The 23,974-nt window shown below is 44.6% G+C and carries 25 protein-coding genes; 6 read left to right on the top strand and 19 right to left on the bottom strand.

The window, feature by feature from the left end; genetic code table 11:
• Window positions 1-150: 150 nt before the first annotated feature.
• The 3 genes from ARB69_RS25815 to ARB69_RS26630 are packed head-to-tail and all read right to left on the bottom strand — an operon-like array spanning window position 151 to window position 2,573.
• Complete coding sequence (locus ARB69_RS25815) at window positions 151-1,992, bottom strand: bifunctional DNA primase/polymerase (protein WP_055151836.1); 1,842 nt, start codon at window positions 1,990-1,992, stop codon at window positions 151-153.
• A 17-nt stretch (window positions 1,993-2,009) separates the two neighbouring features.
• Complete coding sequence (locus ARB69_RS05655) at window positions 2,010-2,366, bottom strand: hypothetical protein (protein ID WP_055151833.1); 357 nt, start codon at window positions 2,364-2,366, stop codon at window positions 2,010-2,012.
• A 3-nt stretch (window positions 2,367-2,369) separates the two neighbouring features.
• On the bottom strand, window positions 2,370-2,573 hold the full coding sequence (locus tag ARB69_RS26630) for a hypothetical protein (protein ID WP_055151830.1): 204 nt from the start codon (window positions 2,571-2,573) through the stop codon (window positions 2,370-2,372).
• Window positions 2,574-2,745: 172 nt separating this feature from the next.
• Here ARB69_RS26630 and ARB69_RS05645 point away from each other — a divergent pair, with 172 nt between their 5' ends.
• The gene (locus ARB69_RS05645) at window positions 2,746-3,669 is read left to right on the top strand and encodes a helix-turn-helix transcriptional regulator (RefSeq protein ID WP_055151828.1); all 924 of its coding nucleotides are present in this window, start codon (window positions 2,746-2,748) and stop codon (window positions 3,667-3,669) included.
• A 449-nt stretch (window positions 3,670-4,118) separates the two neighbouring features.
• Complete coding sequence (locus tag ARB69_RS05640; protein WP_050639073.1) at window positions 4,119-4,616, top strand: QueT transporter family protein; 498 nt, start codon at window positions 4,119-4,121, stop codon at window positions 4,614-4,616.
• 97 nt (window positions 4,617-4,713) lie between these two features.
• On the opposite strand, the gene ARB69_RS05635 is transcribed toward ARB69_RS05640, so the two are convergent.
• The 14 genes from ARB69_RS05635 to ARB69_RS05575 all read right to left on the bottom strand — a co-directional run bounded on the left by ARB69_RS05635 (window position 4,714) and on the right by ARB69_RS05575 (window position 17,674).
• Complete coding sequence (locus ARB69_RS05635; protein ID WP_055151825.1) at window positions 4,714-7,149, bottom strand: C39 family peptidase; 2,436 nt, start codon at window positions 7,147-7,149, stop codon at window positions 4,714-4,716.
• 87 nt (window positions 7,150-7,236) lie between these two features.
• A complete protein-coding gene (locus ARB69_RS05630) occupies window positions 7,237-8,388 on the bottom strand; it encodes a class I SAM-dependent methyltransferase (protein WP_055151822.1) in 1,152 nt (383 codons plus the stop codon).
• A 217-nt stretch (window positions 8,389-8,605) separates the two neighbouring features.
• Window positions 8,606-11,194, bottom strand: coding sequence for a sensor histidine kinase (locus ARB69_RS05625; protein ID WP_055151819.1), 2,589 nt, complete (start codon window positions 11,192-11,194; stop codon window positions 8,606-8,608).
• An 11-nt stretch (window positions 11,195-11,205) separates the two neighbouring features.
• Window positions 11,206-11,901: a response regulator transcription factor gene (locus ARB69_RS05620; RefSeq protein WP_055151816.1), complete on the bottom strand. Its 696-nt coding sequence runs from the start codon at window positions 11,899-11,901 to the stop codon at window positions 11,206-11,208.
• A gap of 407 nt (window positions 11,902-12,308) precedes the next feature.
• Complete coding sequence (locus ARB69_RS05615; protein WP_087148797.1) at window positions 12,309-12,515, bottom strand: hypothetical protein; 207 nt, start codon at window positions 12,513-12,515, stop codon at window positions 12,309-12,311.
• Window positions 12,499-12,864 carry a hypothetical protein gene (locus tag ARB69_RS05610; protein ID WP_055151810.1) on the bottom strand — a complete coding sequence of 122 codons (366 nt, stop codon included), beginning with the start codon at window positions 12,862-12,864 and terminating at the stop codon, window positions 12,499-12,501. The genes ARB69_RS05615 and ARB69_RS05610 overlap by 17 nt, the downstream gene beginning before the upstream one ends.
• A 75-nt stretch (window positions 12,865-12,939) precedes the next feature.
• Window positions 12,940-13,782 (bottom strand): hypothetical protein, encoded by an 843-nt coding sequence (locus tag ARB69_RS05605; protein ID WP_055151807.1) that lies wholly within the window; start codon window positions 13,780-13,782, stop codon window positions 12,940-12,942.
• Between the two features lie 6 nt (window positions 13,783-13,788).
• Window positions 13,789-14,307 carry a hypothetical protein gene (locus tag ARB69_RS05600; protein ID WP_055151803.1) on the bottom strand — a complete coding sequence of 173 codons (519 nt, stop codon included), beginning with the start codon at window positions 14,305-14,307 and terminating at the stop codon, window positions 13,789-13,791.
• 239 nt (window positions 14,308-14,546) lie between these two features.
• A complete protein-coding gene (locus ARB69_RS05595) occupies window positions 14,547-14,891 on the bottom strand; it encodes a hypothetical protein (RefSeq protein WP_055151800.1) in 345 nt (114 codons plus the stop codon).
• A 183-nt stretch (window positions 14,892-15,074) separates the two neighbouring features.
• Window positions 15,075-15,248, bottom strand: a complete 174-nt coding sequence (locus ARB69_RS26625) for a hypothetical protein (RefSeq protein WP_154253260.1) — start codon at window positions 15,246-15,248, stop codon at window positions 15,075-15,077.
• A 112-nt stretch (window positions 15,249-15,360) separates the two neighbouring features.
• Window positions 15,361-15,588, bottom strand: coding sequence for a hypothetical protein (locus ARB69_RS05590; RefSeq protein WP_055151797.1), 228 nt, complete (start codon window positions 15,586-15,588; stop codon window positions 15,361-15,363).
• Window positions 15,589-15,764: 176 nt separating this feature from the next.
• Window positions 15,765-17,174 (bottom strand): DNA primase family protein, encoded by a 1,410-nt coding sequence (locus ARB69_RS05585; protein ID WP_055151794.1) that lies wholly within the window; start codon window positions 17,172-17,174, stop codon window positions 15,765-15,767.
• Window positions 17,174-17,404 carry a helix-turn-helix domain-containing protein gene (locus ARB69_RS05580; protein WP_055151791.1) on the bottom strand — a complete coding sequence of 77 codons (231 nt, stop codon included), beginning with the start codon at window positions 17,402-17,404 and terminating at the stop codon, window positions 17,174-17,176. The genes ARB69_RS05585 and ARB69_RS05580 overlap by 1 nt, the downstream gene beginning before the upstream one ends.
• 75 nt (window positions 17,405-17,479) lie before the next feature.
• Window positions 17,480-17,674 carry a helix-turn-helix domain-containing protein gene (locus ARB69_RS05575; protein ID WP_055151788.1) on the bottom strand — a complete coding sequence of 65 codons (195 nt, stop codon included), beginning with the start codon at window positions 17,672-17,674 and terminating at the stop codon, window positions 17,480-17,482.
• A gap of 145 nt (window positions 17,675-17,819) precedes the next feature.
• Here ARB69_RS05575 and ARB69_RS05570 point away from each other — a divergent pair, with 145 nt between their 5' ends.
• Together ARB69_RS05570 and ARB69_RS05565 are read left to right on the top strand one after the other, a co-directional pair.
• A complete protein-coding gene (locus tag ARB69_RS05570; RefSeq protein ID WP_055151785.1) occupies window positions 17,820-18,314 on the top strand; it encodes a helix-turn-helix domain-containing protein in 495 nt (164 codons plus the stop codon).
• A 599-nt stretch (window positions 18,315-18,913) separates the two neighbouring features.
• Window positions 18,914-20,077, top strand: coding sequence for a tyrosine-type recombinase/integrase (locus ARB69_RS05565; protein ID WP_055151782.1), 1,164 nt, complete (start codon window positions 18,914-18,916; stop codon window positions 20,075-20,077).
• A gap of 278 nt (window positions 20,078-20,355) precedes the next feature.
• On the opposite strand, the gene ARB69_RS05560 is transcribed toward ARB69_RS05565, so the two are convergent.
• Window positions 20,356-21,222, bottom strand: a complete 867-nt coding sequence (locus ARB69_RS05560) for a sigma-70 family RNA polymerase sigma factor (protein ID WP_055151779.1) — start codon at window positions 21,220-21,222, stop codon at window positions 20,356-20,358.
• A 275-nt stretch (window positions 21,223-21,497) separates the two neighbouring features.
• Here ARB69_RS05560 and ARB69_RS05555 point away from each other — a divergent pair, with 275 nt between their 5' ends.
• Window positions 21,498-21,917, top strand: coding sequence for a helix-turn-helix domain-containing protein (locus ARB69_RS05555; RefSeq protein ID WP_055151776.1), 420 nt, complete (start codon window positions 21,498-21,500; stop codon window positions 21,915-21,917).
• A gap of 153 nt (window positions 21,918-22,070) precedes the next feature.
• Window positions 22,071-23,039, top strand: a complete 969-nt coding sequence (locus ARB69_RS05550; protein ID WP_055151773.1) for a LysM peptidoglycan-binding domain-containing protein — start codon at window positions 22,071-22,073, stop codon at window positions 23,037-23,039.
• A 274-nt stretch (window positions 23,040-23,313) separates the two neighbouring features.
• Here the strand turns inward: ARB69_RS05550 and ARB69_RS05545 are convergent, their stop codons facing one another.
• Window positions 23,314-23,952 carry an SGNH/GDSL hydrolase family protein gene (locus tag ARB69_RS05545; RefSeq protein WP_055151770.1) on the bottom strand — a complete coding sequence of 213 codons (639 nt, stop codon included), beginning with the start codon at window positions 23,950-23,952 and terminating at the stop codon, window positions 23,314-23,316.
• Window positions 23,953-23,974 lie beyond the last annotated feature (22 nt).

Below are 23,974 nucleotides of genomic sequence, written 5' to 3'. Positions count from 1 at the left end.
CCGGGCCACCGGTCAACCAGTAAAGGGCAAACGCCCTGTTTACAAGGGCTCCATTTACTAGAGGCCCCCCTCCAGTAAATAGCCTTTACTCGCTTTACTCGTTGACCCCCCTCTAGTATCTCAAACCCTTATAAATACTATGTTTTTTATTTACTCGTTGACTTTTTCACTGGGTATAAGAGAAATGAAATATTTACGGTCACTCCCATAGCCAAAATTACGGTATTTTATCTTACCTTCTTTCCTTAATTCGGCTTTGGCATTTTTTAATGAATTCTTGGTTATACTTTGCGCCGCTGCCATCTCATCCAGTTCCGCAACCTCTTTTTCACCATCACTCAGGAATGACAATATAAACTCTTTCGCCTCTTCCTTTTGCGGCCTCTGCTGGACAATAAATGAATTCTCGCTTACAAACTCCCGGTCTTTCTTCTCTGTATAGCCTTTGTTTATAATACTGCCATTTTCAATGGAGAAAAGTACCGTATCACCCGTCATGCCATAATTACACTTCTCATGTGACAGATAGCGAACACCCTTTTCCGGAGTATCTCCCACCATTAATACACTTCTGGATATATCCCAGATATCAGCGCTGTCTGCTATCCTTTTCCGACCATAAACACCGCTCTGTTTATTTGCATGAACAATCACAAGGAAAGTAGTCCCGTATTTTTCGCCCAAACCAATCAAAGGATTCAAGCATGATCTCATGGCATTTCTTTGTCCCATCTGGATGTCTGGCGGTATAAAACTTTGAATCGGATCAAATATTACCAGCTTTGGACGATAATGTTCAATCAGTCTTTCAAGAAACGGGCTATCGAACTTTACATCAGAAAACCGTTCATCTTTCAGGCTGATGGAATGTATATTCTCCAATGCGGCTCCAGCCTTTCTCAGCCTGCTACGCAACGTATACTCTGCCGAATCTTCTGATGAAAAGAAAAGAACTGTTCCCGGATCTGCCTTGGAAAAGTCTTCCGGGATTCCGGCCTCAAGAAAACAAGGATTCCCACTACTAACCGCTGCCGCTATGTCGCACCATATAGTTGTCTTTCCTGCGCCCCCATCCCCGGCAAGCGTTGTGATCTGATATCTTGGTATGTAGTCTGTAATAAGCCACTCAGGACTTTTTTCTTCAACCTCTTTCATCGTTAACATTTCAAGACTATAGTTTTTCTGCTGCCGGAATTTTCCATTATCATGTATCGCAGTATAAGGTTTCTCAGTTTTCCATCCCCGTTTCAACGCCGGGAATACTGTCTTCTCAAGTTCCTGATCCGTGATCGGCGGGATACACTTCTTTGCATTTTCGGCCCTAACTGCTGCCTTTATGGCTCCATCATCAAGGCCCTTTGCCTTTAGGCTCCCAATCAGCCGGATCATACTGTTTGTCCTCTCCCCCTTTGGTATCACTTCCGGCTCCTGGAAAGTCTGTTTCTCCCAGTCCTCTGGTGCAGGCCCCATAATGAAGTTCATAACTCTATTGTCTGCCTGGGCGATTTCACAATCCCCCGGCCCCTGCTCCCATTCATACTGACGACCATTTGGGTGTATGCTGGGTGGTGCTACTATGTAGCCACCTTCTCCCCGGATGTCAACGCCATCATAAAGTCCTGCTCTGTTTCGGTTGGTGGCTCCATCTTTATATATGTAGTGATATCCTCCGCGACCAGTGATGCTTGTCCAGGTTTCCGGCAATTCTCCGTTTTCCTTCTGCCAGGCTGTCAGACTCTCATATCCATTAACGCCCTTTTCCTCGTCCACATCCAAGTCAATCACCACCAAGCCACCTGAAACGCTCCCTGTTGCTATTCCGATATTATAATCCGGGTATCTGTCCCACCATGCTTCTATCTGTTGTTTATTTATAGTAGCTGCCTTACATCCATTCTCTGTTGCCGGTCGCTTATCCTTTGGCTTCAACGGGAACACTGCCAGCCCGATTTCAGCATACTTTAAAGCCCAATCCTTCATTGCCTCTGCCATTATTCACCCGCCCCTTGTTATCTTATAAAATCCTGCTGCCCCTCTGGTTCTTTTAGTGCCTGTTTAGCACTTCTCGTTGCCGCAAATGTGTTTCTTGCCCTTGCATCCATTATTCGGCAAAACTCTACTATCTCCTGCCTGTCCTTTGGTTTCCAGTAGCCATTCCCTGAACCACTGCAGATAATTGCACCGTGGTTCCTTTCATAGGCTATATGCTGCTGTAGTTTCCGTGAGGAACTGCATCCACTCAGCTTGACTAGATCAGCAGTGGATATTGCGTTTTCCTTGCCTACAGGCAGGAGACTTGCTATTGGATAATCTGCCTTGCCGGGCCGATTCCCTATATGTACTCTGTTATGCTTATTTTTTTGCATTCCCTATTTTACCCCCGTCAGTGAATTGAAATACTCGTCAATCTTTCGCCTGTCCCATAGTACCCTGCGTCCAATCTGGACTTTTGCGCCAATCTCCTCACCAAGTTTCATGGCATTATTACGCCCCAAGTTGGTGTAGGCTCTTAATTCCTCTGTGTCCATCAATCGTGATTCTCCTACCACTGCTGTTACCGTTCTGTTTTTCATAACTACCTCTCTTTCCGTTTATCATTATTTATACAACGCTTGTAATCATTGCAATCATTTGTTACAATAGCAATTATAAAGTAACATTTTTATATTTGCAATATTTTGTTACCATATATTTACCAATGCAACAAATTTGATCTTCAAAAATATCAGTATGGAGGATAAGACTATGGATGTAACAAAAAAAGGCTCAAAAAATTTAGAGAAGCACGCTAATGTGTCATATACTGTTAAATCTTTTGGGGAAAAATTAATAGAATTGCGAAATGAGCGGCACCTTACCCAAGCACAGTCGGCTAAGTTAATCGGCATAACAAGGAATACTCTTAGTATGTATGAAAGAAATGAACGATGTCCAAATATAGATATTGCTGTAAATACGGCAAACAAATATAATGTTTCTCTAGATTATTTATTTGGAACAGGTTATAAAGATAAGAGAAAAAATCATGAAAGTCTTTACGACTATTTTTCAGAAGAGGCTCTTGATCTTTTAGCCGATAGTCATATAAATAACTTTGTAGATGCTATACTTTCGCACCCTAATACAAAAAAAATAGCCGATATAATATATGCTACACATTACAAGCCTTTGATAAATTCTTACGAAATCAATTATATATCAAGATTAATCTCTGATTTATTATATAATATGATTGTAAATATAAATAAAGAGGCTTACCAACTACGTCCCATGCTAAGTAGTGAAATAGAAGAATTACTAGAAGCAGTTAATGATTGTATCAGAAAACTGGAGACATCACGCATTCTTTTACGCACGGACTATGACAAATACTTGGATTGTGAAGATGATATTCAGACCGAATTAGAGCGAATAAAATCGCTATTGGAAAACTCACCCGAAACCGAATACAATCAAGCCAAACAAGAAGGTTTCGTTGAAGCAATTAGAATGTTTGCCGATAAAGAAATTCAAATTAAAAAAGTTCCCGCTGATGATCCACTTATGAAATTGGAGGAAGAATTCCGCCAATATTTAAATAAAATACCACTCAAAAAAGCTATAAAAATGTCCATAGATGAACAATATGAAGAAGCCAGAAGATACATGGAGAATGAGCAGAAGAAATAATACACTTCTCTCTTTATAATACAGCTTTTTATTAAGTATCTATTTTCTATGCACCACTTAAACCCTATTCATTTTCAGACTTACTTCGAACTATTTTGAAAAGTGCATACACCACAATTCTATAATCAGAGGTAACACCTGATAAACAGAAATCATGAAAAAGTCCGCAAAATGAGGCTTCATAACACTCTATAAACATACCAAAATCAAATAAACTTTTTCATAATACATGCCGGGCGCCTCAAAAGCGACTACCCGGCACTTATTTTAAAAACTTCCTGCTGCATATTCCAATTTTGTACTTTTTTTGTACTTTTCTTGATTTCAGCTTTCCCCCATGCTATACTACTAATCGTTCCCAGCCCTGAAAAATAAGGTCTTATGGGCTGAATCAAACCGAGTGTTCGAGACCTTCCACTCGTAAAACAAAACTAAAGGAGAATTTAATAATGAAAGATTCACAGAGCAAAAAAGTGCTGTTCACAGCACAGGCAGCGATGATCGCTGCGATCTATGTGGTGCTGACCATTGTGTTTGCGCCGTTCAGTTATGGAGAGGTGCAGGTTCGTATTTCCGAAGCCCTGACAATTCTTCCGGTGTTTACCCCTGCTGCCATCCCCGGGTTGTTTATCGGATGCCTGATCAGCAACATCTTTGGAGGCTGTATTCTGCCGGACATTATTTTTGGCAGTCTTGCCACTTTGATTGGCGCCGTCTTTACATGGCAGCTGCGCCGCAAAAGCAGATTTCTTGCCCCCCTGCCTCCCATTCTTGCTAATGTACTGATCGTACCGTTTGTCCTTCGCTACGGATACCAGGTACCGCTCCCGATTCCTTTTATGATGCTGACCGTAGGCATCGGGGAAGTCATATCCTGCGGAGTCCTTGGAATGATCGTATATACCGCACTGAACAAGTATCGGCACACAATTTTCAGAACAGCGTAATATAAAGCGTGTTATTTTTAAATCTGCAAAGGACCATCTTCGGAGATATATTTTCCGGAAAATGGTCCTTTTTCTACTTCTAATATTACATTTTTGTTTACTTCACATATCCTATAAATGTATTGCCGCTTCCCGCCGTCATTGTCTCCATATCATTTACGCTGACGGTATTCTCCTCCCCGCTGTCCGGATCAATATACGTGACATCCGTCGTACTGTATCCAGTCAGAAGAATGGCGTGGCTGGAATCTGTCATTGAGATTACAGGAAGGCCTTTATTAATAACGTAGAGCACCTGATCCAAAGAACACCCCGTCAGATTCACCCTTTTTGCATGATACTGCTTCATCTGTTCCTCGCAAGCATCAAAAGAGGATTGATCATCGGCCCGCTTAAATGCCTGTGCTTCTGTGTAGTATACCAGATCCCGGTTGCCCTTTTCCCAGATATATGACTGATCCGAAGATATCACTACGCCCGATACCTGTTCCGCCTTTTGAATTGCATACGCCGCCTTGTCGTAAATTTCAATCAGCTCTCCCATGCCATATACATAATATTTATCTGCTTTTACTTTCCCGTCAAAGGCAATTCTCACTGCTTCATCCAACATGACCTGCTTCGGCCTCAGAATCTTCGGTGACTGGTCTTCAATTCCATCCGCATATGTGAGCCTCATCTGCTTTTCTTTTAAATCTGTGGTATAAGATTCCAGTGTGATATTGCTCTCTTTTCTTACTTCATTATTGCTGATATAGTCCTGTTTCGTTCCCGTATATGTGTCTCCTGATTTTGTGACCCGATTCAGCGTCACCAGGTTTTCTTCAACAAAGATATCGGAAATATACGTTTCTTCCACAGAATAGGTTTTTACAACTTTATTTTTACTGTCCCGGATCTCCAGCGCATACATAGGAAGCAAATCCTCCCCGGCAACCGTTCTGCCTTTATCTGCCGGCCTCTGATATCCATATATAAAGTCGCTGGACACAAATCCGAGCGGACGGATCGTTTCTCCGTCTTTTGCCTCCACAATATTTTCCTTTCCGTTTTTCAGATTGAGCACTCTGATCTCCGTAGCTTCTTCCAATGACCCATTCGTCTGATAAGCCAGCATGTGTCCGTCATCGGATGCAGTGTACTGCCCCTCCGCCAGATCCTCTGCAAGGACTTCCTGCTTATTATTATCCAGATCTACCTGGTACAGCTTTCCGCCAGCAAGTACATAGAGCATCTGCCGCTCATGACTGTAGTACACCATCTTCCCCAGCTCGTCTTCTGCAATGGCAAAAGATTTGTTGCTTGGAATAAATGCCTTTTCCTCCACCGCATTTTTGTCGATGTCAAAATAATACACGTCAACACCGACTTCCCCCTCGTGCTCTCCCCTGTTCATATATCCATAAACTGCAAATGCCGTACTGCCGTTGTCGTCCACACTGATGATCCGTACTTCATGCTGATCATACCTGCTGCGAACGTCATGTCCTTCTTTATTTGCAAAGCTGAACACCAATGAGAGCTCATCCGCATCCTGGTTGTATGTCCAAAGGTCCCTTTCCTGTACAAAAGAAACGATTGTGCCATTTTTGTTCGTCTCGTACGGCACATTAGATGAGGCTATACCAAGCAGGATACCATTTTCGTTTAAAACTTTTTTATTGCCATTAAATACCTGGTTCATACTTCGGTTGTAATCCAGCAAATATAATTCATCTCCACTGTATCTCACCCGAAAGAATTCCTTGATATTGTATGTTTCGACCTCTTCCCCATCCCCCACACATGTTACCTGATACTTCGCCAGAAGAGAGGTATATACACTGTTGCTCTCCTTGATGCTCCATTCTACGTCACTGGAAATCTCGGGGGCCAGGTTTCCCCATGTCAGCTGCGAACTGCTGGAGTGAATTGTTACCGTCTGAAAGGTCGTATTATCTCCTTCTTCGTTGGGCTCAAGATATGTGCTGAGATCGGACGCATTTTTTTTGTCAAATGTCTTGGTATGAAAATCTTCTGCAAAATTCAGGCATTCTCCGACAGCAAGATCATCCGGACGCTCAATTCTTGTATAGAAATAAATGTTTTGCTTTTCCACCTTTAGTGTGACCTTTAGAACAGCTTCCGATATCTCTTCCGCCAGAGCACCATTCAGATCCAGCTGTATTGCAGTGTCTGACAGATCCTTAATCTCACCCTTTTTATAAATCTCTTCCCCGTCCAGTGAGTATACCTCATAATGAATTTCCTGTATTACATTGCCATCCGTATCTACTGCCATCTGAAGCGTTCCGTTTTCTTCCAGCGGAGTTATCGTATCCCGCATAGCGGTAATATCCATTTCATTGACATAACCGGCCAGCGCATTTACATTTTTGCCCTGTACCGTAAAAGATATCCGCGGCAAAGAAGGCTCACCCAAGTCAACCGTCAAATCGGCCGTCCCTCTGTTTGTCAGCAGACTGCTTATGACAATTGCGATAAGAAACACGCCCGCCAGAATGCCCGCTTTTATCCACCTCTTTTTTTTCATTTGTCAGTCCCCTTTATTAAAAAAGATTATGTTACTGTTCACACTCTGCGGGCGTGCACAGCAACAAGATTATCCCAACTCCCATTCTCATTCCACATCCGGATGCAGCAGCCTTCCCAGTATCGGATTCACATGAAGCAATGTCTCACATTCCTTGATTTTTTCTTCTGCAGCAGTACTGTTTTTACCGGTTTTCACCGCACGCAGCAGTATATTCTTCGGCGTGTGCTCCATATCGATAAATTCCAAGACCTGTGTGGCATATCCGAAAGCCTCCAGATACTTTGCCCGCAGCCCGTCTGTCACCAGAGCGGCAAACCGTTCCTTTAAAAGTCCATAATCCATGACCGGAGCCAGCTCCCTGTTTTCCATCTGCCCATTCAATTCGTGCTGACAACAGGGGACTGAAAGAATCACCTTTGCGTTCCAGCCAATGGCTTTGGCCAGCGCATAATCCGTCGCCGTATCACAGGCATGGAGCGTTACCACCATATCCACAGACTGTACGCCTTCATAATCCGCAATATCCCCCTCCAGAAATTGCAGTTTATCATAACCGTACTTTTCCGCCAGCCGATTGCAGTTCTCAATCACATCCCGCTTCAGGTCAAGGCCGATGATGCGTATATCATACTGCTGCATTTCGTGCAGGTAATGATACATCGCAAACGTCAGATAAGACTTTCCGCAGCCAAAATCCAGAATAGTAAGCTCACGCCCCCGGTCAAGCTGAGGCAGAATATCCTCAATAAACTCCAGAAAACGGTTAATCTGCCGAAACTTATCAAACCGGGCTCTGACAACACTCCCATCACCGGTCATCACCCCCAGATCCTGAAGAAACGGAACCACCGTCCCCTCCTGAACAATATACTTCTTACTTCTGTTATGTGATAATTCCGGTGCCTTCACCTCCGCAGCCTGCCTCTTCCTCTGAATCGTAAGTTTCCCCTTCTTGCTCACAAGAACCGTATAATTCATTGACCTCGTCGTCATCTGCAGCTGCCGGAACGCTCCCATATACTCCACAATCCGCCTGCCCGCATCCTCCGCCGTCAGATTTTCATGAAATGCCTGCGTCGCCGTGAAAGATTCAAATTGAAAATAAAGGCTTCCCTTCTTTTCCACCGGCCGCACCTTAATCTTCAGCACCCCATCCTTCGTACGGGGATTACTAAGAATCCCCTGAATAAAATCTATATTTAAAATATCAACCAGTAAATCCTGTAAAGATTCCATAAGCACCTCTTCAATCAACCATCATTCGTTCCTACCTAATTGTAAAGCAAAACACCGGATGGTGCAAGAAACACTTCCTGATTGGGTACACTTTATAATATCAGTATCCTCAAAAAGCCTAAACATATTAGAAAAAATGAGAATATTCTGAAAAAGGAACGCAAAGGGGTCAGACCCCTTTGCAGTAGGGTCTGACCCCTTTGAACACTTCCCCGCTTTACTTCACCCGAGGAAACTCTATCGTTACTTTAAACAAATCGCCGTCCAGATAAAGTCTGAAATCTCCTTCCTGCATTGTTGTCAGGCTCTTTGCAATTGACAGGCCCAGTCCGCTGCCTTCCGTGCTTCTTGAGATATCACCTCTGATAAAACGTTCGGTTAGTTCATCCGCAGAGATATTCAGAGGCTGTTCGGAAATATTCTTCAGAGAGAAGCCTACATTCTCCTCCGTCACCCACAGATCCGCATATACACGCGTTCCGGGCATTGCATACTTGGCGGCATTGTTATAGATATTCTCCAGTACACGCCACATCCGCCTCCCATCCACGTGAATCATTGCCGGCCCGTCCGGCAGGTTTTGAATCATTTCCAGGTCCTTTGCCGCGAATTTTTCTGCAAACTCCCCGGCAGTCTGATTGATCATCTCCACCAGATTGACGTCCATGAATTCCAGAACAATATTCCCGCTGCTTACTTTGGATGCTTCGACAACATCTTCCGTTAGTGTTTTCAGGCGCTGCGCTTTTGCCTCCAGTATATCCAGATAGCCCTTTATCTTCGGGTCATTAAAATTCTCCCGTTTTAACAGATCCACATAGTTGATGATGGATGTCAGCGGGGTCTTAATATCATGGGACACATTTGTGATCAGATCTGTCTTCAGACGCTCACTCTTCATGCCCTCTTCCACGGCCCGCTGCAAGCCGTTGCCGATATTATTCACCATCTCGGCCATCTTCAAGTCCCCGCCGTTAAGGCGGTCCAGCGGAATCTGATAATCCACGTTGCCTGATGCAATCTCCCGGATTCCTCTTTTTATCCTGCTCTTGGAAACAGCCCCTCTTACTACCAAAAATACGGCGGCCGCCTCTGCCAGCAGCATAAGAATAAAGAAGCCGGAAAAACCTCTTACCCCAATTGCCAGCCAGTGTATTACCACAAAGACCCCCAATGAGAATACTGCCCGGAATGTTACATTACGGTTCAGCCAGAACTCTTTTAAAAACAGACAAACGCTCCTCAGCAGGCTGTTCTTCCAGACCGTCCCTGCCTTAATTCTGCGCACAAGGCTCAGGTAACCAAACAGGAAACACGCCGTAGTGAATGCCGTAAGTATACCCGTTAATATTAGATCAGACAAACTTAAATAGCTGCCATACCCTCTGTAAGCCATCTCCGTAAATAATTCCCACGAATAGCTGCCATCCGGATAAACCGATGTATTAGAAAGTGATCCGACACCGCCCCACATGCTTCCTAAAAAGGTGACAGGTATCAGCCATAACAGGATAACAAACGCCGCACCCAGTTCCGTCTTCCACCTGTCAAACAGATTCAGGTGGACTTCTCCGTCATGTCCGCTCCTTCCCGCAATCAGTGTCATCCATATCAGTATTGCAAGGAATAAGATGGAGCAGATTGTGCTTCCAACCGCCGCCAAACTCATATAAGGCGCATAGGTATTATAATCCTGTGCATCCGCATAAAATGCGTCCTGTATCGGAAAGTTTGTATCCACAGCCGCCGCAAAAATGCAGTCTGCCTTCTGTCTGTAATTGTAGGACTTCACCATAGAACGCCATTCGTTGGCGGAAATATCCATATTTGTTTCAAACTCTGCCAGTTTCGGCCTCACAATCAAATACTTATTGCTGCCGCCGGCCTTCATCTGTTCCAGATTCTCTTTTACAGAATCGTAATCCCGGAGATGACTGTTATTTGTATATACTTTTTTCGCACTTTCATCTACAAACATGTAAATGAAATTCGTGTTCCCTTCTTCCCATGTATCACCTGAATAAAGGTATCTGTCAACCTGGGATGACAGCGTACTCAGAATGTTCTGCAGATAGCCGTATACCCGGGACAGTTTCCCATTGAGCTCCGGCGACTTATTTACTACCTCTAAAATATTCGCAGCCCCTGCCGGCGTATACTTCTCCCGCAGTGCCTCGCTGAATGTCCAGCAGTCCGTATACACTGTGATACCATCGGTATCCTTAATTGCCATACTATTATAATAACCCGATGTATAATATCCGTTTTCCAGCTGTTTCATAAAATCTTCAGATGTGATTCCTTCGACTTCCAGCCTCAGTTTATTATCCTCAATCAGAGCCTTAAACTCCCCTATATAATAATAATGATAAGTTCCGTCCGGCTTCTCGCAGACAACCACACCATTGTCATCGTAGCTGGCCCCTTCCTCCGTATACTCGCTGCTCCAGTTCACGAGGTCCTCCAGAGTGTATGCCAGACCGCTTTCATTCTCCCCGTCAATCACTCCGTTCTTCGCAAAGTTTATAATATCAACCAACTTTTCGGGATTATATTTGCCGTCTGTCTCAAAATTATTCTTCATAGCAATGCCTTCCATGACATCCCATGTGGCACTGGATACTAAATTCTTAAAACTCGCGGATTCTTCATATGGCTTGCTCGCAGACTTCAGAAAACTATCGCTCCCTCTGCTTCCGGAAAAAGCCAGCATGATTACCATGCCAAGAACAGCTGTAACTACCGTAAGGTGGGCAAGCAGCAGCAGAATCCCTTTCGTCACCGGCTTTTTATACCAGTTTTTCATAGCGCTCCTTCCTAGAGTTTTTCTATCTTATACCCGACTCCCCAGACGACTTTCAGGTATCTGGGCTCCTTCGGGTTAATCTCAATCTTTTCCCGAATATGCCGGATATGCACGGCAACCGTATTGTCAGCTCCGATTGCATCTTCATTCCAGATCGATTCATAAATCTGGTCTATAGAAAAAACTCTCCCCTGATTTTTCATTAATAATAATAAAATGTTATACTCGATCGGTGTCAGCTTCACAACCTCTCCGTCCACGGTAACTTCTTTCAGATCATCATTAATAGCAAGGCCGCCAACCTCATACACCCGCTCGGACTTTTCATTAACACTGCCTCCGAGCTGGGTATATCTGCGCAGTTGAGATTTGACCCTCGCTACCAGTTCCAATGGATTAAATGGTTTTGTTACATAATCGTCAGCGCCGACGTTCAGTCCCAGAATCTTATCCGCGTCCTCAGATTTTGCGGACAGGATAATAATCGGGATGCTGTTGTTCTCTCGAATTTTAAGGGTGGCTCTGATTCCGTCCAGCCTGGGCATCATGACGTCCAGTACAAGCAGATGCACTTCCTCCGATTCAAGCATCTTCAATGCCTCTGCCCCGTCATAGGCTTTCAGTACATGATAGCCTTCCTGGGATAAATATATCTCGATTGCTTCTACGATTTCCTTATCATCATCACAAACTAAAATATTATACATTTTTCATCACCTCCCTTACAGTATACATGATATCTGTGATTTTTTAAGACCCATTGGGGAAAATCTTATATTTTTCTTAAATTGATAAGAATCTTATAAAATATAAAGATAGCATCATGAAGCAGGAAGGGCGGTTTTGTGGGATTTCTAGTAATTTGACGTTTTATAAATATGAGATTCTAATGTTCTACTAGTATTTTATTAGTGCCGTTTTTTAGGGTTTTACTAGTGTCGTTTTACTAGTGCAATTCTGTCTATTCCTCACAGTCCCACGTTCACCCTCAATTGTGTTCCGTAAGGATTCAACCTCACCGATCAGATACCACAGGTGCGGTTGTTTCTTCCGTGGCTTGCGTGAACGCCTGACAGCTTCACAGGCCGTAGGATCATGATATCCTTCATGGTTTCTATTTAATCCCACTCAGCAACACCTCCAATTCGTCAATTTTCTTCTGCTGCTCATCCGTCCTGATTGCCCCCAGAATCGCATTACAGGCCAGTATGATAGTATTTGCCGTCTTGGTATCAATCTCGCCATTTAAGGCCATATTCGCCACCCTGGCAAGCGTCCTTTTTATCTCTGTTGGAGTCCCCATTCTAAGTCGGATACTCATATTGTTCACCCCCAAAAAGCCTATCAAGATCAGCTATTGCTTCCGGGCTGTACCTTGCCTTATTGTCCTGCACTGCCGGCTTGTCCCACCATTTCATGAGAATGTCAAAAGTAGCCTCACATTTAGGATACTCTTCTTTGAAATCCAGACTTTCCAATAAGTTCTTTACAGCCATTTGCCCTCCCTCAGTATTCAGATCAGGGCATTCCATGCCGCGGTTATAGTAGTACGATACTATGTCAAAATAAGCAGGAACGGCTTTTGAACTGACCTTTATAAACCATTCTCTTTGTTCCCTGCCCTTCATGTCGTGCAGCGCTTTCTTATACATTTTATCTAATTTATTCATGCAATTTTCCTTCAAAAATACCCCAGACGCAAGGAGAAAACGCCCAGGGTATCCTTATCAATTATTGATTACTGTCTACGCCGCAGGCTTGTTAGCCTGATAATAGATAGCTTTCTTCTTGTTATCCAGTACGAACGCATCATAAACAATGCGCCCTTCCACAAGTTCTCCGCTGATTCCTGGTGGATCACTATGTACTTTGTAATCCTCAAGCTTCGTAGGGGCAACTGTTGCCACCGGGTGAGCAATCATAAACCCGAAATTGGCATCCACCCTGTTAGATGGCACCTTAATGACCGTAATCCCATCAATCATGGCAATTACGCCCCTCAGCCGCATCTCTTCGCTGATGTCCGTTACCATCATAATGTCAGGACTCTTCTTCATCAGCAAATACACATCCGGGGTAATCAGAAGCACGCGTTCAGTCTCTGGAACTTCCGCGTTGTCAAGCGCGTTATTCCCTTTCAGGATTTCATCATAGATATTATCTTTTGTCAGCGTGATTGCCGTAGGCTTTGTTCCTGCTCCGGCAGTCATGACTCCGTAGACATATTTGTCAACCTCCGGAATAATAACTTCTCTCTGCTGTCTTGCAAGGGCCGACGCTCCCGTCAATACACCGCCTGTTTCGTCTCTGTCCATTTTATCAACTACGAATGTAAAGGAACGGTCTTTCTTCAATGTAAACTCTTCAAGCGTATTGCCTACGCTGCCGAGTGCCCCGTATCTTGAATCATTGCTTCCTGATCCGGCCCTATCGTAATCATTCATGCTCACAGTGTTTACTTTATGTACTTTCACTGTGTGCGCTCCTGTCCATGAAAAATCCTGGTTTGTCAGGAGTGACTTTTTACTCTCTGTGTAAAACATTTCATCCACATGTGGAAGAAACTGTGTAACTAAATTAATTGCCATTTATTTCTACCTTAGTGCTTTAGGTGCAAAAGCATTTTTTATCGCCCGTTCCTTCATGGCCCCTTTAGAACTTGAATCATTGATTCCAACCCGTGGGGCAGGCCCAGCCAACTGCCTCTTAAATTCAGCTCCAAGGGCCCTACGGAAAACGTCTGTCACCTCTGCATAGCTTTTCTCAAAGTCTTCCTTACTACTATAGTCCATCAGTGTAGCCAATGAGGAAGGCATTCCATCCGCAATTAGTGCATCCATTGCATCCGCTTTCAGCTCCCTTTTAAGCACTTCCCTTTCTCTTGTTTCTAATTCGCTTACCTGCTGTTCTTCCGTGAACAGCTTCTGCATCCTCTGACGCTCAGCGGCGATCTTCTTCGCAATAATTCGGTCAACATCCGCATCTGTGTATTTTTTCTCAGGCTCACTATGTTGCCCTTCTTGATTGCCCTGCGCACCTTCCTGATCTTCTGCAGTGGAAGCCCCTGCACCTTCAATACCTTCTGTACCCTGATTCAATAATTCTTCGCCCATATTGGCTCCTTTCCGTTTTAAGCCCGCCGGCTATAATTTTCGCAGTTTATACCGTGATGCCGCACGCAGTTCAAAACCGGAGTAACAACACATCAAAAGAGGACGCAGGAACGGCTTTAAGACATTTCTGTCCATAAGCTATTCCCACGCCCTCAGGCTTACACTGGTAGGAGAAACACCAGTGCGGTACTTCGATATATTGTTATATTTATTCTATCACATATAGGGTAGGTATGCAATCATTTTTCCTTATTTTCCGCCGTCTGCCACCAGTTTTCGTTAACCAAATCAGCAGATAAACCACCTTGTTTGATGTCAATATACGCTCTTTTGAACCTCCCTTTTGCTGGCTGCGGCCTTACCCTCTTGACTGGATGCAACCGCTTTAATACCTCTGAAAGCTCCTTATCGTCCGTATAGGACACTTTAATCTTTACGCTCATGTATTCGTCTCCTTCGCTTATTTCATCTCTGAAAATCCTCTTCACACCCTCTGTCCAACATTCCTCAGCCAACATATACTCCAGCTCATCTGTTGTGTTTACTTCGATGCATAAACGAATAATATCCTCAATTTTACTCACGCTCTTCCTCCTCTTCATCCAGCAGGAGCAACTCTGCCGTATCCTGATCCACTCCGTAGTTATCCATTATGTCATATAGCCTTTGTTCTCTCTCCTCATTCATTCCACGTTCCTCCGCTCAGCCTTAACATCCCGCCGCCGGGTTCAGGTGTTGGCGCACCGTCCCCCGGAAGGCGAATACTTTTATGAACTATCCTCAACCACCATGATTACTCTTTCTATGAACGGTTTTGCAGTGGCCGTTGTCTCTCTCATAACTTCGTTTTTCCACTGCTGGAACTCACTCTTTGACAGTTTCCGACATTCTACAATCAGTTCAGCAACCATCTGTATAATTTCTTCCCTTAATTTCCTCATAATTTCCTTGTCCTTTCCCCGGATCACATGCTATTATGTAAGTGTCCTTTCTGCATGGCTCCGGCTGTGCCGCCCCGTGGATATTGGCGTATCTATGGGGCTGTTTTCATTGTTACCCTTCATAAGTTGTCACATCGCCACAGATGAAGAACGTCCCTTCTTTTCCTACGCACTTTCCAAGTTTGCTGTCTATTCCTTCCAGAGCGGTTGCTATACGGTCAAGTCGTTTGCATATAAGCGCACCTATAGGAATCATATCCGATACTTCTTTAAATTCACATTCACTTCCATCTGGAAGCTCTAAAAACTCATTAACAATTTTCTCAAACTCTTTTTTCATTTCATTCTCCTTTCAAATGCTGCTCAAAACTGCTGTTCAAGCAATCAACGCAGGAAACTATTTTGTTTCATGTTTGGGTTTTTGGATTTTTTGGACTTTTTTTAAAACTTTTACATGGAAATCAAAATTAAAAAGTTTTAGAAAAAAATCAAATTTTCCCAATTTCCAAAAGGATATCAGTAGAACATCGTATCTGGGACAATGTCTGAGCGTTCAAATCCGATCATAACATCTTGCCCGCCATAGGACTCTACGCCAGTCTTTTTCTCAAGTTCTTGTTTAAACTTCTTCTTACTCAACTGACCCTTATATCCATTGTCTGCCAGCCACCATTTATAAATCTTATATACCTCAGACATCTTTTCTCTGTGCATCGGATCAAATGCTTTTTTATAACAGTCCTCCAGGAACATTCCTATTCTGTCACTTTTCGCCCTGTATGCTTCTATCTCCTGCCTGATAACTTCCGGAACTTTAAGACCGCCCTCCGTTGCCATGAGCTGAAAACCTTCCATGCACCAATTAAATGCACCGCTTATATTTTCCCTTTTGGTTAGCCTGGCTTTCAATCCTTTGTCCTGTTCGTCCTCACCGAAGTGCCGATTGAACGGAATCAATTGTACACGTCCGCTCTTGAACACTGTATCGTCTGAAATATTCGGTAAGTGATTGGTGTTTATCCAGATTTTAAACGATGCCACAAACTCAAAACTCTTCTCATACAAATTCCTTGCCGTAATCGTATCGTTACCTGAGAGCATCTTTATAAGTGCGCTATCGAGCGTCATTCCTTCTTGTGGTTCAGATACAGACACATAACGCGCCCCTGCAAGCCTTGCGATATCCTCACTTGTCCCGCCGCCTCCGCTCTTGTACTTCTTACTTTCAAACGTTTCATAGGATGCCGATTTAGCATAATCCCCCATCATATTCTGCATGGTGCTATTGAGGGTACCTTTCCCATTCCTGGTCGATTCACCGTAAGTAATAAAGAAGCATTCCTGAAATGTTGCTGCTGACAAGGAATAACCCAGCGCCCTCTTTAAATACTCGATCAGCTCCGAATTGTCTTGCATGATGTCCGAAATAAATTTCTGGAACTCTTCGCCGCTCTCTTCCGGGTCATACCACACATTTGAAATCTTTGTAAGATAATCATATGGATCATGTGGATTCGCCGCTCCTGTGGTAAGATTCACTGTACAATTTTGGCAGTTAAACAAATACGGCTGTTTATCAAATATACTGAACGGCTTGGGATTCACGCTCATAGCGTCTCTTATCAGCTTACACCGCTTTTCGTAAGAGAAATATTTCGCATAGAATTTGGCTGAATCCTCATTTTCATGTTCTTTACTATTGAAGTAATTTGCCGCCGATGTCGCAAACTCTTTTGCGAGCGCATGTGTCTGCAGTGAGTCTATGTCGTGCCGCCACACTTTCCCGTCATACACAAAGAATGACTTCCGCTCTATAACATATAAGAGATTCTCTTTGTATATATTACAAAATAATGTACTGGCCCCTATGTCGTTCCTTGGATATCTTGACGGCTGCAGCTTGTCTAGTTCCTCGATGCCTATCATTATTCACCCGCTGCCTTTCCCGTCTCCAGCCTGTCATAATCTATTACTGCATCTGGATCAATCTCCAGTGCCTTGCAGACCCGTCCAAATCGCTCCAGCTTGACCATATAGCCCCTTCGCATCCGATAGACTATATTGACGCTTACCCCCGCCTTATCGGCTATTTCCTGCGGGGTCAGGCAGCTTTTTGCCATCGCCCCTATAATAACCTGTACTTTTGCACATACCATCCTGATTCACTCCTTTCTGCCTGATATCAGGCTAAAACCTTCCAATCATTCCAAAGCCCACACCCGCACCGTGTGTTAGTTTTCAGTCTCAATGATTTCAGTTACGTCTACGCCGAGAGCCTTCGCAATTTTGCCGACAGTCTCGGGTCTTAAATCGTCTCTCATCGCCCTGCACAGAGTCCCTTTTGGGATGCCAGCAGCTTCAAGCTCCTTCTGACCCATGCAAGCCCGTGCCCTGGCTATCATGTATTTCTGTCTGTCGATTCTCATTTTTCTCACCCCACTTTTGCAAATCAAATTGATTGGTTCGTTTTAATAATAAATCATTATGATTTGTTTGTCAATGATAAAAAATCTTTTTGATTGTGTTTTTTGTTCTGATATGTTATTCTTACATCGAAGGAAGGTGAACAATATGAGCTTTGGAAACCGTTTAAAAGAAGCAAGGAAAAAAGCAAGACTTACACAACAAGACATGGCTACAAGATTGAAAACAACGCCACAAAATTATGCGCAGTACGAAAGAGGAGTAAGAAAGCCAAAGAAAGAGACACTTGCTAAGATATCGGAAGTCCTTGGTATCGGATATACTTACGCACAGAATGGAGAACCTTATTTTCACTGTTTTGTTGATACTGTGTCCAATCCTAAATACGCAGAAAATGAATCATTTAACAAAAGGCAATATAATGATGCTATGAGTTGTATTACAGATGGTAAAATTGTTATACCAGTTCGCAAACAAACACCCGAATCAATAACGGAACGAGAACAGGAAGAGAAGGAACTTGATTTTATAAATAAAATGGATAAACTCGGTATGAAACTCAACGACTCCGGACAAGACAAAGCCATAGAACAAGTAGAACTCCTGACCAAGATCCCTGAATATCAGAAAGACAAAGAATAGAGAGCTTACTAATTTTTTAGTAGCCGAAATTTCGGCACCTTATGCCAGTGTACGAAGCCGTAGATTTTTCTACGCCTTATGCCAGTGTACAAAGCCGTACATTTTTGTACGCCTTATGCCAGTGTACAAAGCCGCTAAAATTTTAGCACCACCGTCGATTTTTCGACGCAGGACAAGGGAAGATTCCCCAGTCCAACCCGTACCTGAATTCACTGGTTCAACGAAAGCACATTGACAATAATATACTTATTAAGGCAGCCGAGAGGGCGGCCATATCATCCGCTTTGAGTCTTAGGAAGGGGATGATATACATGATTACATATAGTGATTTATTTACTTTCGTGATTATGATATGCGCTATTATCACATTAGTCAGAAATGACAAAGACAGAAAATAGCCGCCCTGCTCTCTGGTAAAGAATTAGGCGGCTATCTCTGATAGTTAACTTTTAAGTTCTCGCCGAGGCGGATAGGTTTGAGCTATCTTCTCGACTGTCTTAGTAAGTATATTATAGTCAATATTACGGATTCTGTCAATATATCTTCCAGCCATTCCAAAGCCCACACCCGCACCGTGGATGAATGGAAGGAGAATATAGATGGCACTGATAACATGCCCGGAATGCACCGGGAACATATCTGACAAGGCGTTATTCTGCCCGCATTGCGGCTTTCCATTGCAGGATCAACCAATTCCTGCCCGGAAGCCCAAACGTGCCGGAAAACGCCGTCCAAACGGCACAGGCACCATTGTCCCCATAAAGGGCAAGAAAAAGAACCGGTACCAGGTACGGGTCAATACCCGGATCGATGATCGGGGCTATCCGATTTATGATGTTCTGGGAAACTTCCCGGATCAGATATCTGCAGACATCGCCCTGGCTGAATACAATAAGGACCCTTACGACCCAGCGAACCGCCAGAAAACTTTTAAAGAAGTGTTTGAGGACTGGTACAAGTGGAAGTTCAAGAAGCCCGTAGACGCAAAGGGCAAAAAGACCAGCTCCCAGTATTGCAGCGTGGCAGCATTTAAGCACTGCGAAGACCTGCACGACCGCGTAATGTCCAAATTACAGACCACAGAGCTGCAGAAGATTCTGGACAGGGAAGACTTATCCCATTCCACGCTGGAGCATATAAAAAACCTGTTTAGCCAGATGTATAAGTACGCGCTGCAGTTTGGGATCGTGGCAAAGAACCTCTCAGAATTTGTTCAGATAGGCAAAGAGGATGATACCGAACCCGGTGTACCATTTACCGAGGATGAGCTTGCCCTCCTCTGGAAGAATAAGGATCGGCCTTTTGTCGATACCATCCTTATATACTGTTACTCCGGCTGGCGGCTCAATGAACTGGCCCGGATGCCGCTGAAAGATATCGACCTGGTTAACCGGACATTCACCGGGGGATTGAAAAACAAATACAGCCGTAACCGGACTGTACCAATACATTCCAAAATTATCGACATGGTGGCAGCCAGGTATGACCCTAAGTTCAAAAGCCTGATATACCACAACGGAACGAAAGATATATCTGAGGCAGACTATAGGGAACAGTTCAATCAAGCGCTGCTGGATTGTGGGATCACCGAACCTCACACCCCACACGACTGCCGGCATACCTGCAATACCCTGCTGGATAACGCGGAAGTGAACCGAGTAGCCCGGTACAAAATTATGGGGCACGCAGGAAAGGATATCAATGAAAAAGTATACGCCCACAAGGATATCAACCAGCTTCGAAAGGCCATTGAGAAAATTTAATTTAAGCCATGAATGCAGCCTTACCCGCTGTACTCATGGCTCTTCTATTAGAATTTTATTAGTGCTGTTTATTCCCAGGAATGCCCATTTTACGCCATTCCCAACACTATTGCTCTTATATTTTTCTTAAATTGATTAGAACCTTATACATTATTCCGCAGTTTTCTGCTGATCCGCCCGCAAGGGCATGAATTACGGAATGCCCTCTGGATGTAAAATGCTTACCCAGGGAGCCGATGGGGCGATTCATCTTCTTCCGCTTCCAGCCGCGCCATCTCTTATCTCAAAGCCTCCCTCTCCACCTCGCTCGTCCAGGTTCTGTTAAAAGTCTCAAGCCCCACATGGTGATAACAGGATGCAGCCAGGTACTCTTCATAGTATCCCCGGTACCTCCTGCATCTGCTGGGCTGTCCGAGCAGACGCAGGGCGTTATACTGCTGATGGGCAGCGGCATCCTTTGTAATACCGATTGCCTCTCCGGTTTCCCTGATCGTTTTCTGATCCTGAAATCTGCAGCGAATCACTTCCGCCTGCTTCTCCTCCAGACCGTCCACGGCCTCCCAGAGCATACTTTTCATATTCTGATAATCCAGCCGCCGTACAGCGTCCTCCTCCAGATCCTCTCCCGAAGCGATGGTCTCCTCCATATCCAGGCCGCCGTCCACCTGCCCCAGAGGTTCACTCAGACTGCATATCTTCTCCATATCCGCACTTTTTCTGACCGCCTGCAGCTTTTCCCGGCTGATCTGAAGCAGCGCGCATAAAGTATCATCCCCCGGCTCTGAGCCATAATATTTACAGTACTCTGCTGTCATCTTCCTGTATCTGCGGACCCAGTCCCTTGCGTGCGTGGGAATCCGGACGGTTCCACAGCAATTTTCTATGTAGCGCTTCATTCCCTGTTTAATCCAAAAGGCGGCGTAACTGATAAATGGCACCTCCTGTTCCATGTCATAGTGCCTGACCGCTTCACACAGTGCAAGATAGCCCTCCTGCATCAAATCCTCTAATTCCGCCTTGCCCGGCCCCGCAAAGCGCCGTCCCATCATTCTGATAAAGGGTTCGTTCTGCTGCCAGAGCCGGAGCATATTATCCGCTTCGTCTATTCCTGCCTGAATTCGTGCTGTTAACTGCTCATTTAACATAATCCCATCCGCCTCCTGTTATTTTTGCTCTTACACCGCATTTTTACAAATACCCCGGACAATCATAAAATTTGAAAGTCCGGGATACCCTCACAAATAATATCCTATCCGCGTCTCCATATTTTATAGATTCACTTCGAATCTATAAAAATCATATCATATTCATTTCGAATCGTCAATATGTTTTTATTATTCACTTTGAATCTATTCAAACACTACTTAATATGTTATAGTTTTGAGATAGAAAGTGTGAGAATAGAAAAAGGTGGGATAAAATGTCAGTCGGAGATCATATTAAAAATGCAAGAAAGAGCGTCGGGATGACCCAGAAAGAGCTTGCGGAAAAATGCGGGGCAGCCGAGATCACAATACGCCAGTACGAGTCGAACAAACGGGAGCCTCGCAATGATCAGCTTATGAAGATCGCACGGATACTGAACGTGGAACTTTATGACTTACTGGGCTATACTGCGCCGGAACAAAAGGAACACGTACAAAAAGCCAGAAGCCAGGTTCTGCAGGATAGGATGGCAGAACGGGAAAAGAAAACAGTTTCTTTAGAAACTCAAATCACCCGAAGCCAGGAGACCGTGCTCCAATATATGGAGTCACTCAATGGGAACGGACAAGCTGAAGCCATCCGTCTGGTCGAACTGCTGACGAAGATACCGGAATATAAAAAGGAGAGAAAATAGGCCGCTGTGCCAGAGCGTATCTGAAAATTCATTGCCGCAATATACCGTCCCGCTCCACGGTCTCTGATGCATCAATAGTAACCAATTTTGCTCCTGAGACATATAATAGAATGATAAGTATAGCCACTTTTTATATGGCAAAGGAGTTTTTTTATGAGCACACGAGGACTAGATGTCAGTGAATTTCAAGGTACTGTAGACTGGGAGCAGGTAAAAGCTGCCGGATATCAGTTTGCCATGCTCCGTGCCGGATACGGTTTCGGCACTTTAGATCAGCAGTTTCAGAGAAACGCCGCAGAATGTAACCGAATTGGACTCCCCATCGGCGTATACTGGTTCTGCTATGCCATCAGCCCTGAAACGGCCCGCCGGGAGGCTGACGGCTGTATAAATGCAATCTCTTCCTATCGTCTGGATTATCCGATATGCTACGATATAGAACAGGCAACGGTCAACTACGCAGCCCAGAACGGGGTGACACTTACCCCATCCCTTGCGACGCAGATTGTCCGGAGCTTTTGTGACAGAGTGGAGGAACGTGGTTATTATGCCATGTTTTATAGTAACCGTAACTTTCTGAATACCTATTTCCCGGCCGATCTGTCTGACCGCTACGCACTGTGGTATGCCTATTATAACAGTCAGTTCGACGGCACCAACTGCGGAATATGGCAGTTTACGGACCAGGGCAGTGTTCCCGGGATCAGCGGCAATGTAGACCTGGATACCGGCTTTATCGATTATCCCGCCGTCATCCGCAAAGCCGGCCTGAATCATCTTGACGGAGGAAGCAATCCTGCACCGCCGCCCGTTCAGGACTACATTACGTATGTGGTACAGCCCGGCGACACATTAAGCGGCATAGCAGCACGCTACGGCACTACCTATCAGACGCTCGCCGCACTGAACGGCATTACCAATCCAAACCTGATTTATGCCGGCCAGACGATCCGTATTCCGGAGGACGGCAGCTCCACCGCGCGCTACTACACCATACAGCCCGGGGATACACTGAGCGGAATCGCACAGAAATTCGGTACTACGGTCAGCGAACTGCAGAGGCTCAACGGCATCAGCAACCCAAATCTGATCTACGCCGGGAATACGATTAGAATCTCATAAGAATGTTTTTAGAATTTGGTAATAATTTTTCCACTTCTTTTATAGAAACGACATACTTTATGCACATTTATCTCTTATAATGATACTCAGATAGTTGATAAACAACTATCTCCCCCCTCATAAAGTAAAGGCATTCTGAAATGCACAGAATGCCCACTTTACTCTCATTCCTTTAGATAACTATAAAAACAACGAAACCCCTGTAGCCGATACTGCAGGGGTTTTCGCTGTGTATTATGTTTTTTATGCGTGATTGTTCTGCTGAAAAGACATATCATCCTCCAAAACTACTAACGACCGCCCCGCTGATTACATCCCCGATCAGTTCATAACCTTTATCAGAGCAATGAACCATATCTTCTCCCGGAACCGCTCCATAAACGCACCATGTTCTCCTGTTAATCCCCGCTGTTTTCCACAGGTTACACACCGGTATGCTGTTATCCGCGGCTACTGCTTCCATAATCTCGGCCATTTTTTTCAGGGACCTTCCTGACCCGGGCGGATACTCCTCATACCCATCCGCATCAATATATGAATATTTGCCTACGCAGTGCGGTGTGACAATCAGAATCCGGCAGGCCAGATTGCCGGCCTCCTCCAGGCAGTCGTAAATGGTATCAATGCAATATTGCAAGGCAGATGCTGTGTCCGTATCCACCCTGTCATTATATCCCGCAAAAAAAATAGCCAGATCCATTCCCGCCAGAACTGAGGCGGACAACGGGGGGAGTACGCCCTCCGCACCGACGCCGCCGTCCACAATCTCCCGCATTTTAAGACCGCCTTTGCAGTGTCTGTACACCCTGCAGCCCAGATTTTGGCTTAACCGTTCCGTCCATACGCCTGCCTGCGTCAGGCTGTCTCCCATGCAGCATACCCTTTTATTCTTCCATTTTTCTGTCAACAGCATATTTTGTACCTCCTGCACGCTT

It is taken from the genome of Faecalicatena contorta, from assembly GCF_001404335.1.
GTDB classification, from domain to species: domain Bacteria; phylum Bacillota; class Clostridia; order Lachnospirales; family Lachnospiraceae; genus Faecalicatena; species Faecalicatena contortus_B.
Note: the sequence above shows the minus strand (reverse complement) of the source record. Positions and strands in the feature narration are given on the sequence as shown.

Coding starts and splice junctions, on each gene's coding strand:
- ARB69_RS05575 (WP_055151788.1), bottom strand. CDS start 17,674: ATGAGAATCGACAGACAGAAATACATGATAGCCAGGGCACGGGCTTGC.
- ARB69_RS05600 (WP_055151803.1), bottom strand. CDS start 14,307: ATGGGCGAAGAATTATTGAATCAGGGTACAGAAGGTATTGAAGGTGCA.
- ARB69_RS05560 (WP_055151779.1), bottom strand. CDS start 21,222: ATGTTAAATGAGCAGTTAACAGCACGAATTCAGGCAGGAATAGACGAA.
- ARB69_RS05615 (WP_087148797.1), bottom strand. CDS start 12,515: ATGAGTATCCGACTTAGAATGGGGACTCCAACAGAGATAAAAAGGACG.
- ARB69_RS05620 (WP_055151816.1), bottom strand. CDS start 11,901: ATGTATAATATTTTAGTTTGTGATGATGATAAGGAAATCGTAGAAGCA.
- ARB69_RS05565 (WP_055151782.1), top strand. CDS start 18,914: ATGGCACTGATAACATGCCCGGAATGCACCGGGAACATATCTGACAAG.
- ARB69_RS05605 (WP_055151807.1), bottom strand. CDS start 13,782: ATGGCAATTAATTTAGTTACACAGTTTCTTCCACATGTGGATGAAATG.
- ARB69_RS05570 (WP_055151785.1), top strand. CDS start 17,820: ATGAGCTTTGGAAACCGTTTAAAAGAAGCAAGGAAAAAAGCAAGACTT.
- ARB69_RS05590 (WP_055151797.1), bottom strand. CDS start 15,588: ATGAAAAAAGAGTTTGAGAAAATTGTTAATGAGTTTTTAGAGCTTCCA.
- ARB69_RS05610 (WP_055151810.1), bottom strand. CDS start 12,864: ATGAATAAATTAGATAAAATGTATAAGAAAGCGCTGCACGACATGAAG.
- ARB69_RS05640 (WP_050639073.1), top strand. CDS start 4,119: ATGAAAGATTCACAGAGCAAAAAAGTGCTGTTCACAGCACAGGCAGCG.
- ARB69_RS05545 (WP_055151770.1), bottom strand. CDS start 23,952: ATGCTGTTGACAGAAAAATGGAAGAATAAAAGGGTATGCTGCATGGGA.
- ARB69_RS05655 (WP_055151833.1), bottom strand. CDS start 2,366: ATGCAAAAAAATAAGCATAACAGAGTACATATAGGGAATCGGCCCGGC.
- ARB69_RS05555 (WP_055151776.1), top strand. CDS start 21,498: ATGTCAGTCGGAGATCATATTAAAAATGCAAGAAAGAGCGTCGGGATG.
- ARB69_RS05585 (WP_055151794.1), bottom strand. CDS start 17,174: ATGATAGGCATCGAGGAACTAGACAAGCTGCAGCCGTCAAGATATCCA.
- ARB69_RS05635 (WP_055151825.1), bottom strand. CDS start 7,149: ATGAAAAAAAAGAGGTGGATAAAAGCGGGCATTCTGGCGGGCGTGTTT.
- ARB69_RS26625 (WP_154253260.1), bottom strand. CDS start 15,248: ATGAGGAAATTAAGGGAAGAAATTATACAGATGGTTGCTGAACTGATT.
- ARB69_RS05630 (WP_055151822.1), bottom strand. CDS start 8,388: ATGGAATCTTTACAGGATTTACTGGTTGATATTTTAAATATAGATTTT.
- ARB69_RS05625 (WP_055151819.1), bottom strand. CDS start 11,194: ATGAAAAACTGGTATAAAAAGCCGGTGACGAAAGGGATTCTGCTGCTG.
- ARB69_RS05645 (WP_055151828.1), top strand. CDS start 2,746: ATGGATGTAACAAAAAAAGGCTCAAAAAATTTAGAGAAGCACGCTAAT.
- ARB69_RS05550 (WP_055151773.1), top strand. CDS start 22,071: ATGAGCACACGAGGACTAGATGTCAGTGAATTTCAAGGTACTGTAGAC.
- ARB69_RS25815 (WP_055151836.1), bottom strand. CDS start 1,992: ATGGCAGAGGCAATGAAGGATTGGGCTTTAAAGTATGCTGAAATCGGG.
- ARB69_RS05580 (WP_055151791.1), bottom strand. CDS start 17,404: ATGGTATGTGCAAAAGTACAGGTTATTATAGGGGCGATGGCAAAAAGC.
- ARB69_RS26630 (WP_055151830.1), bottom strand. CDS start 2,573: ATGAAAAACAGAACGGTAACAGCAGTGGTAGGAGAATCACGATTGATG.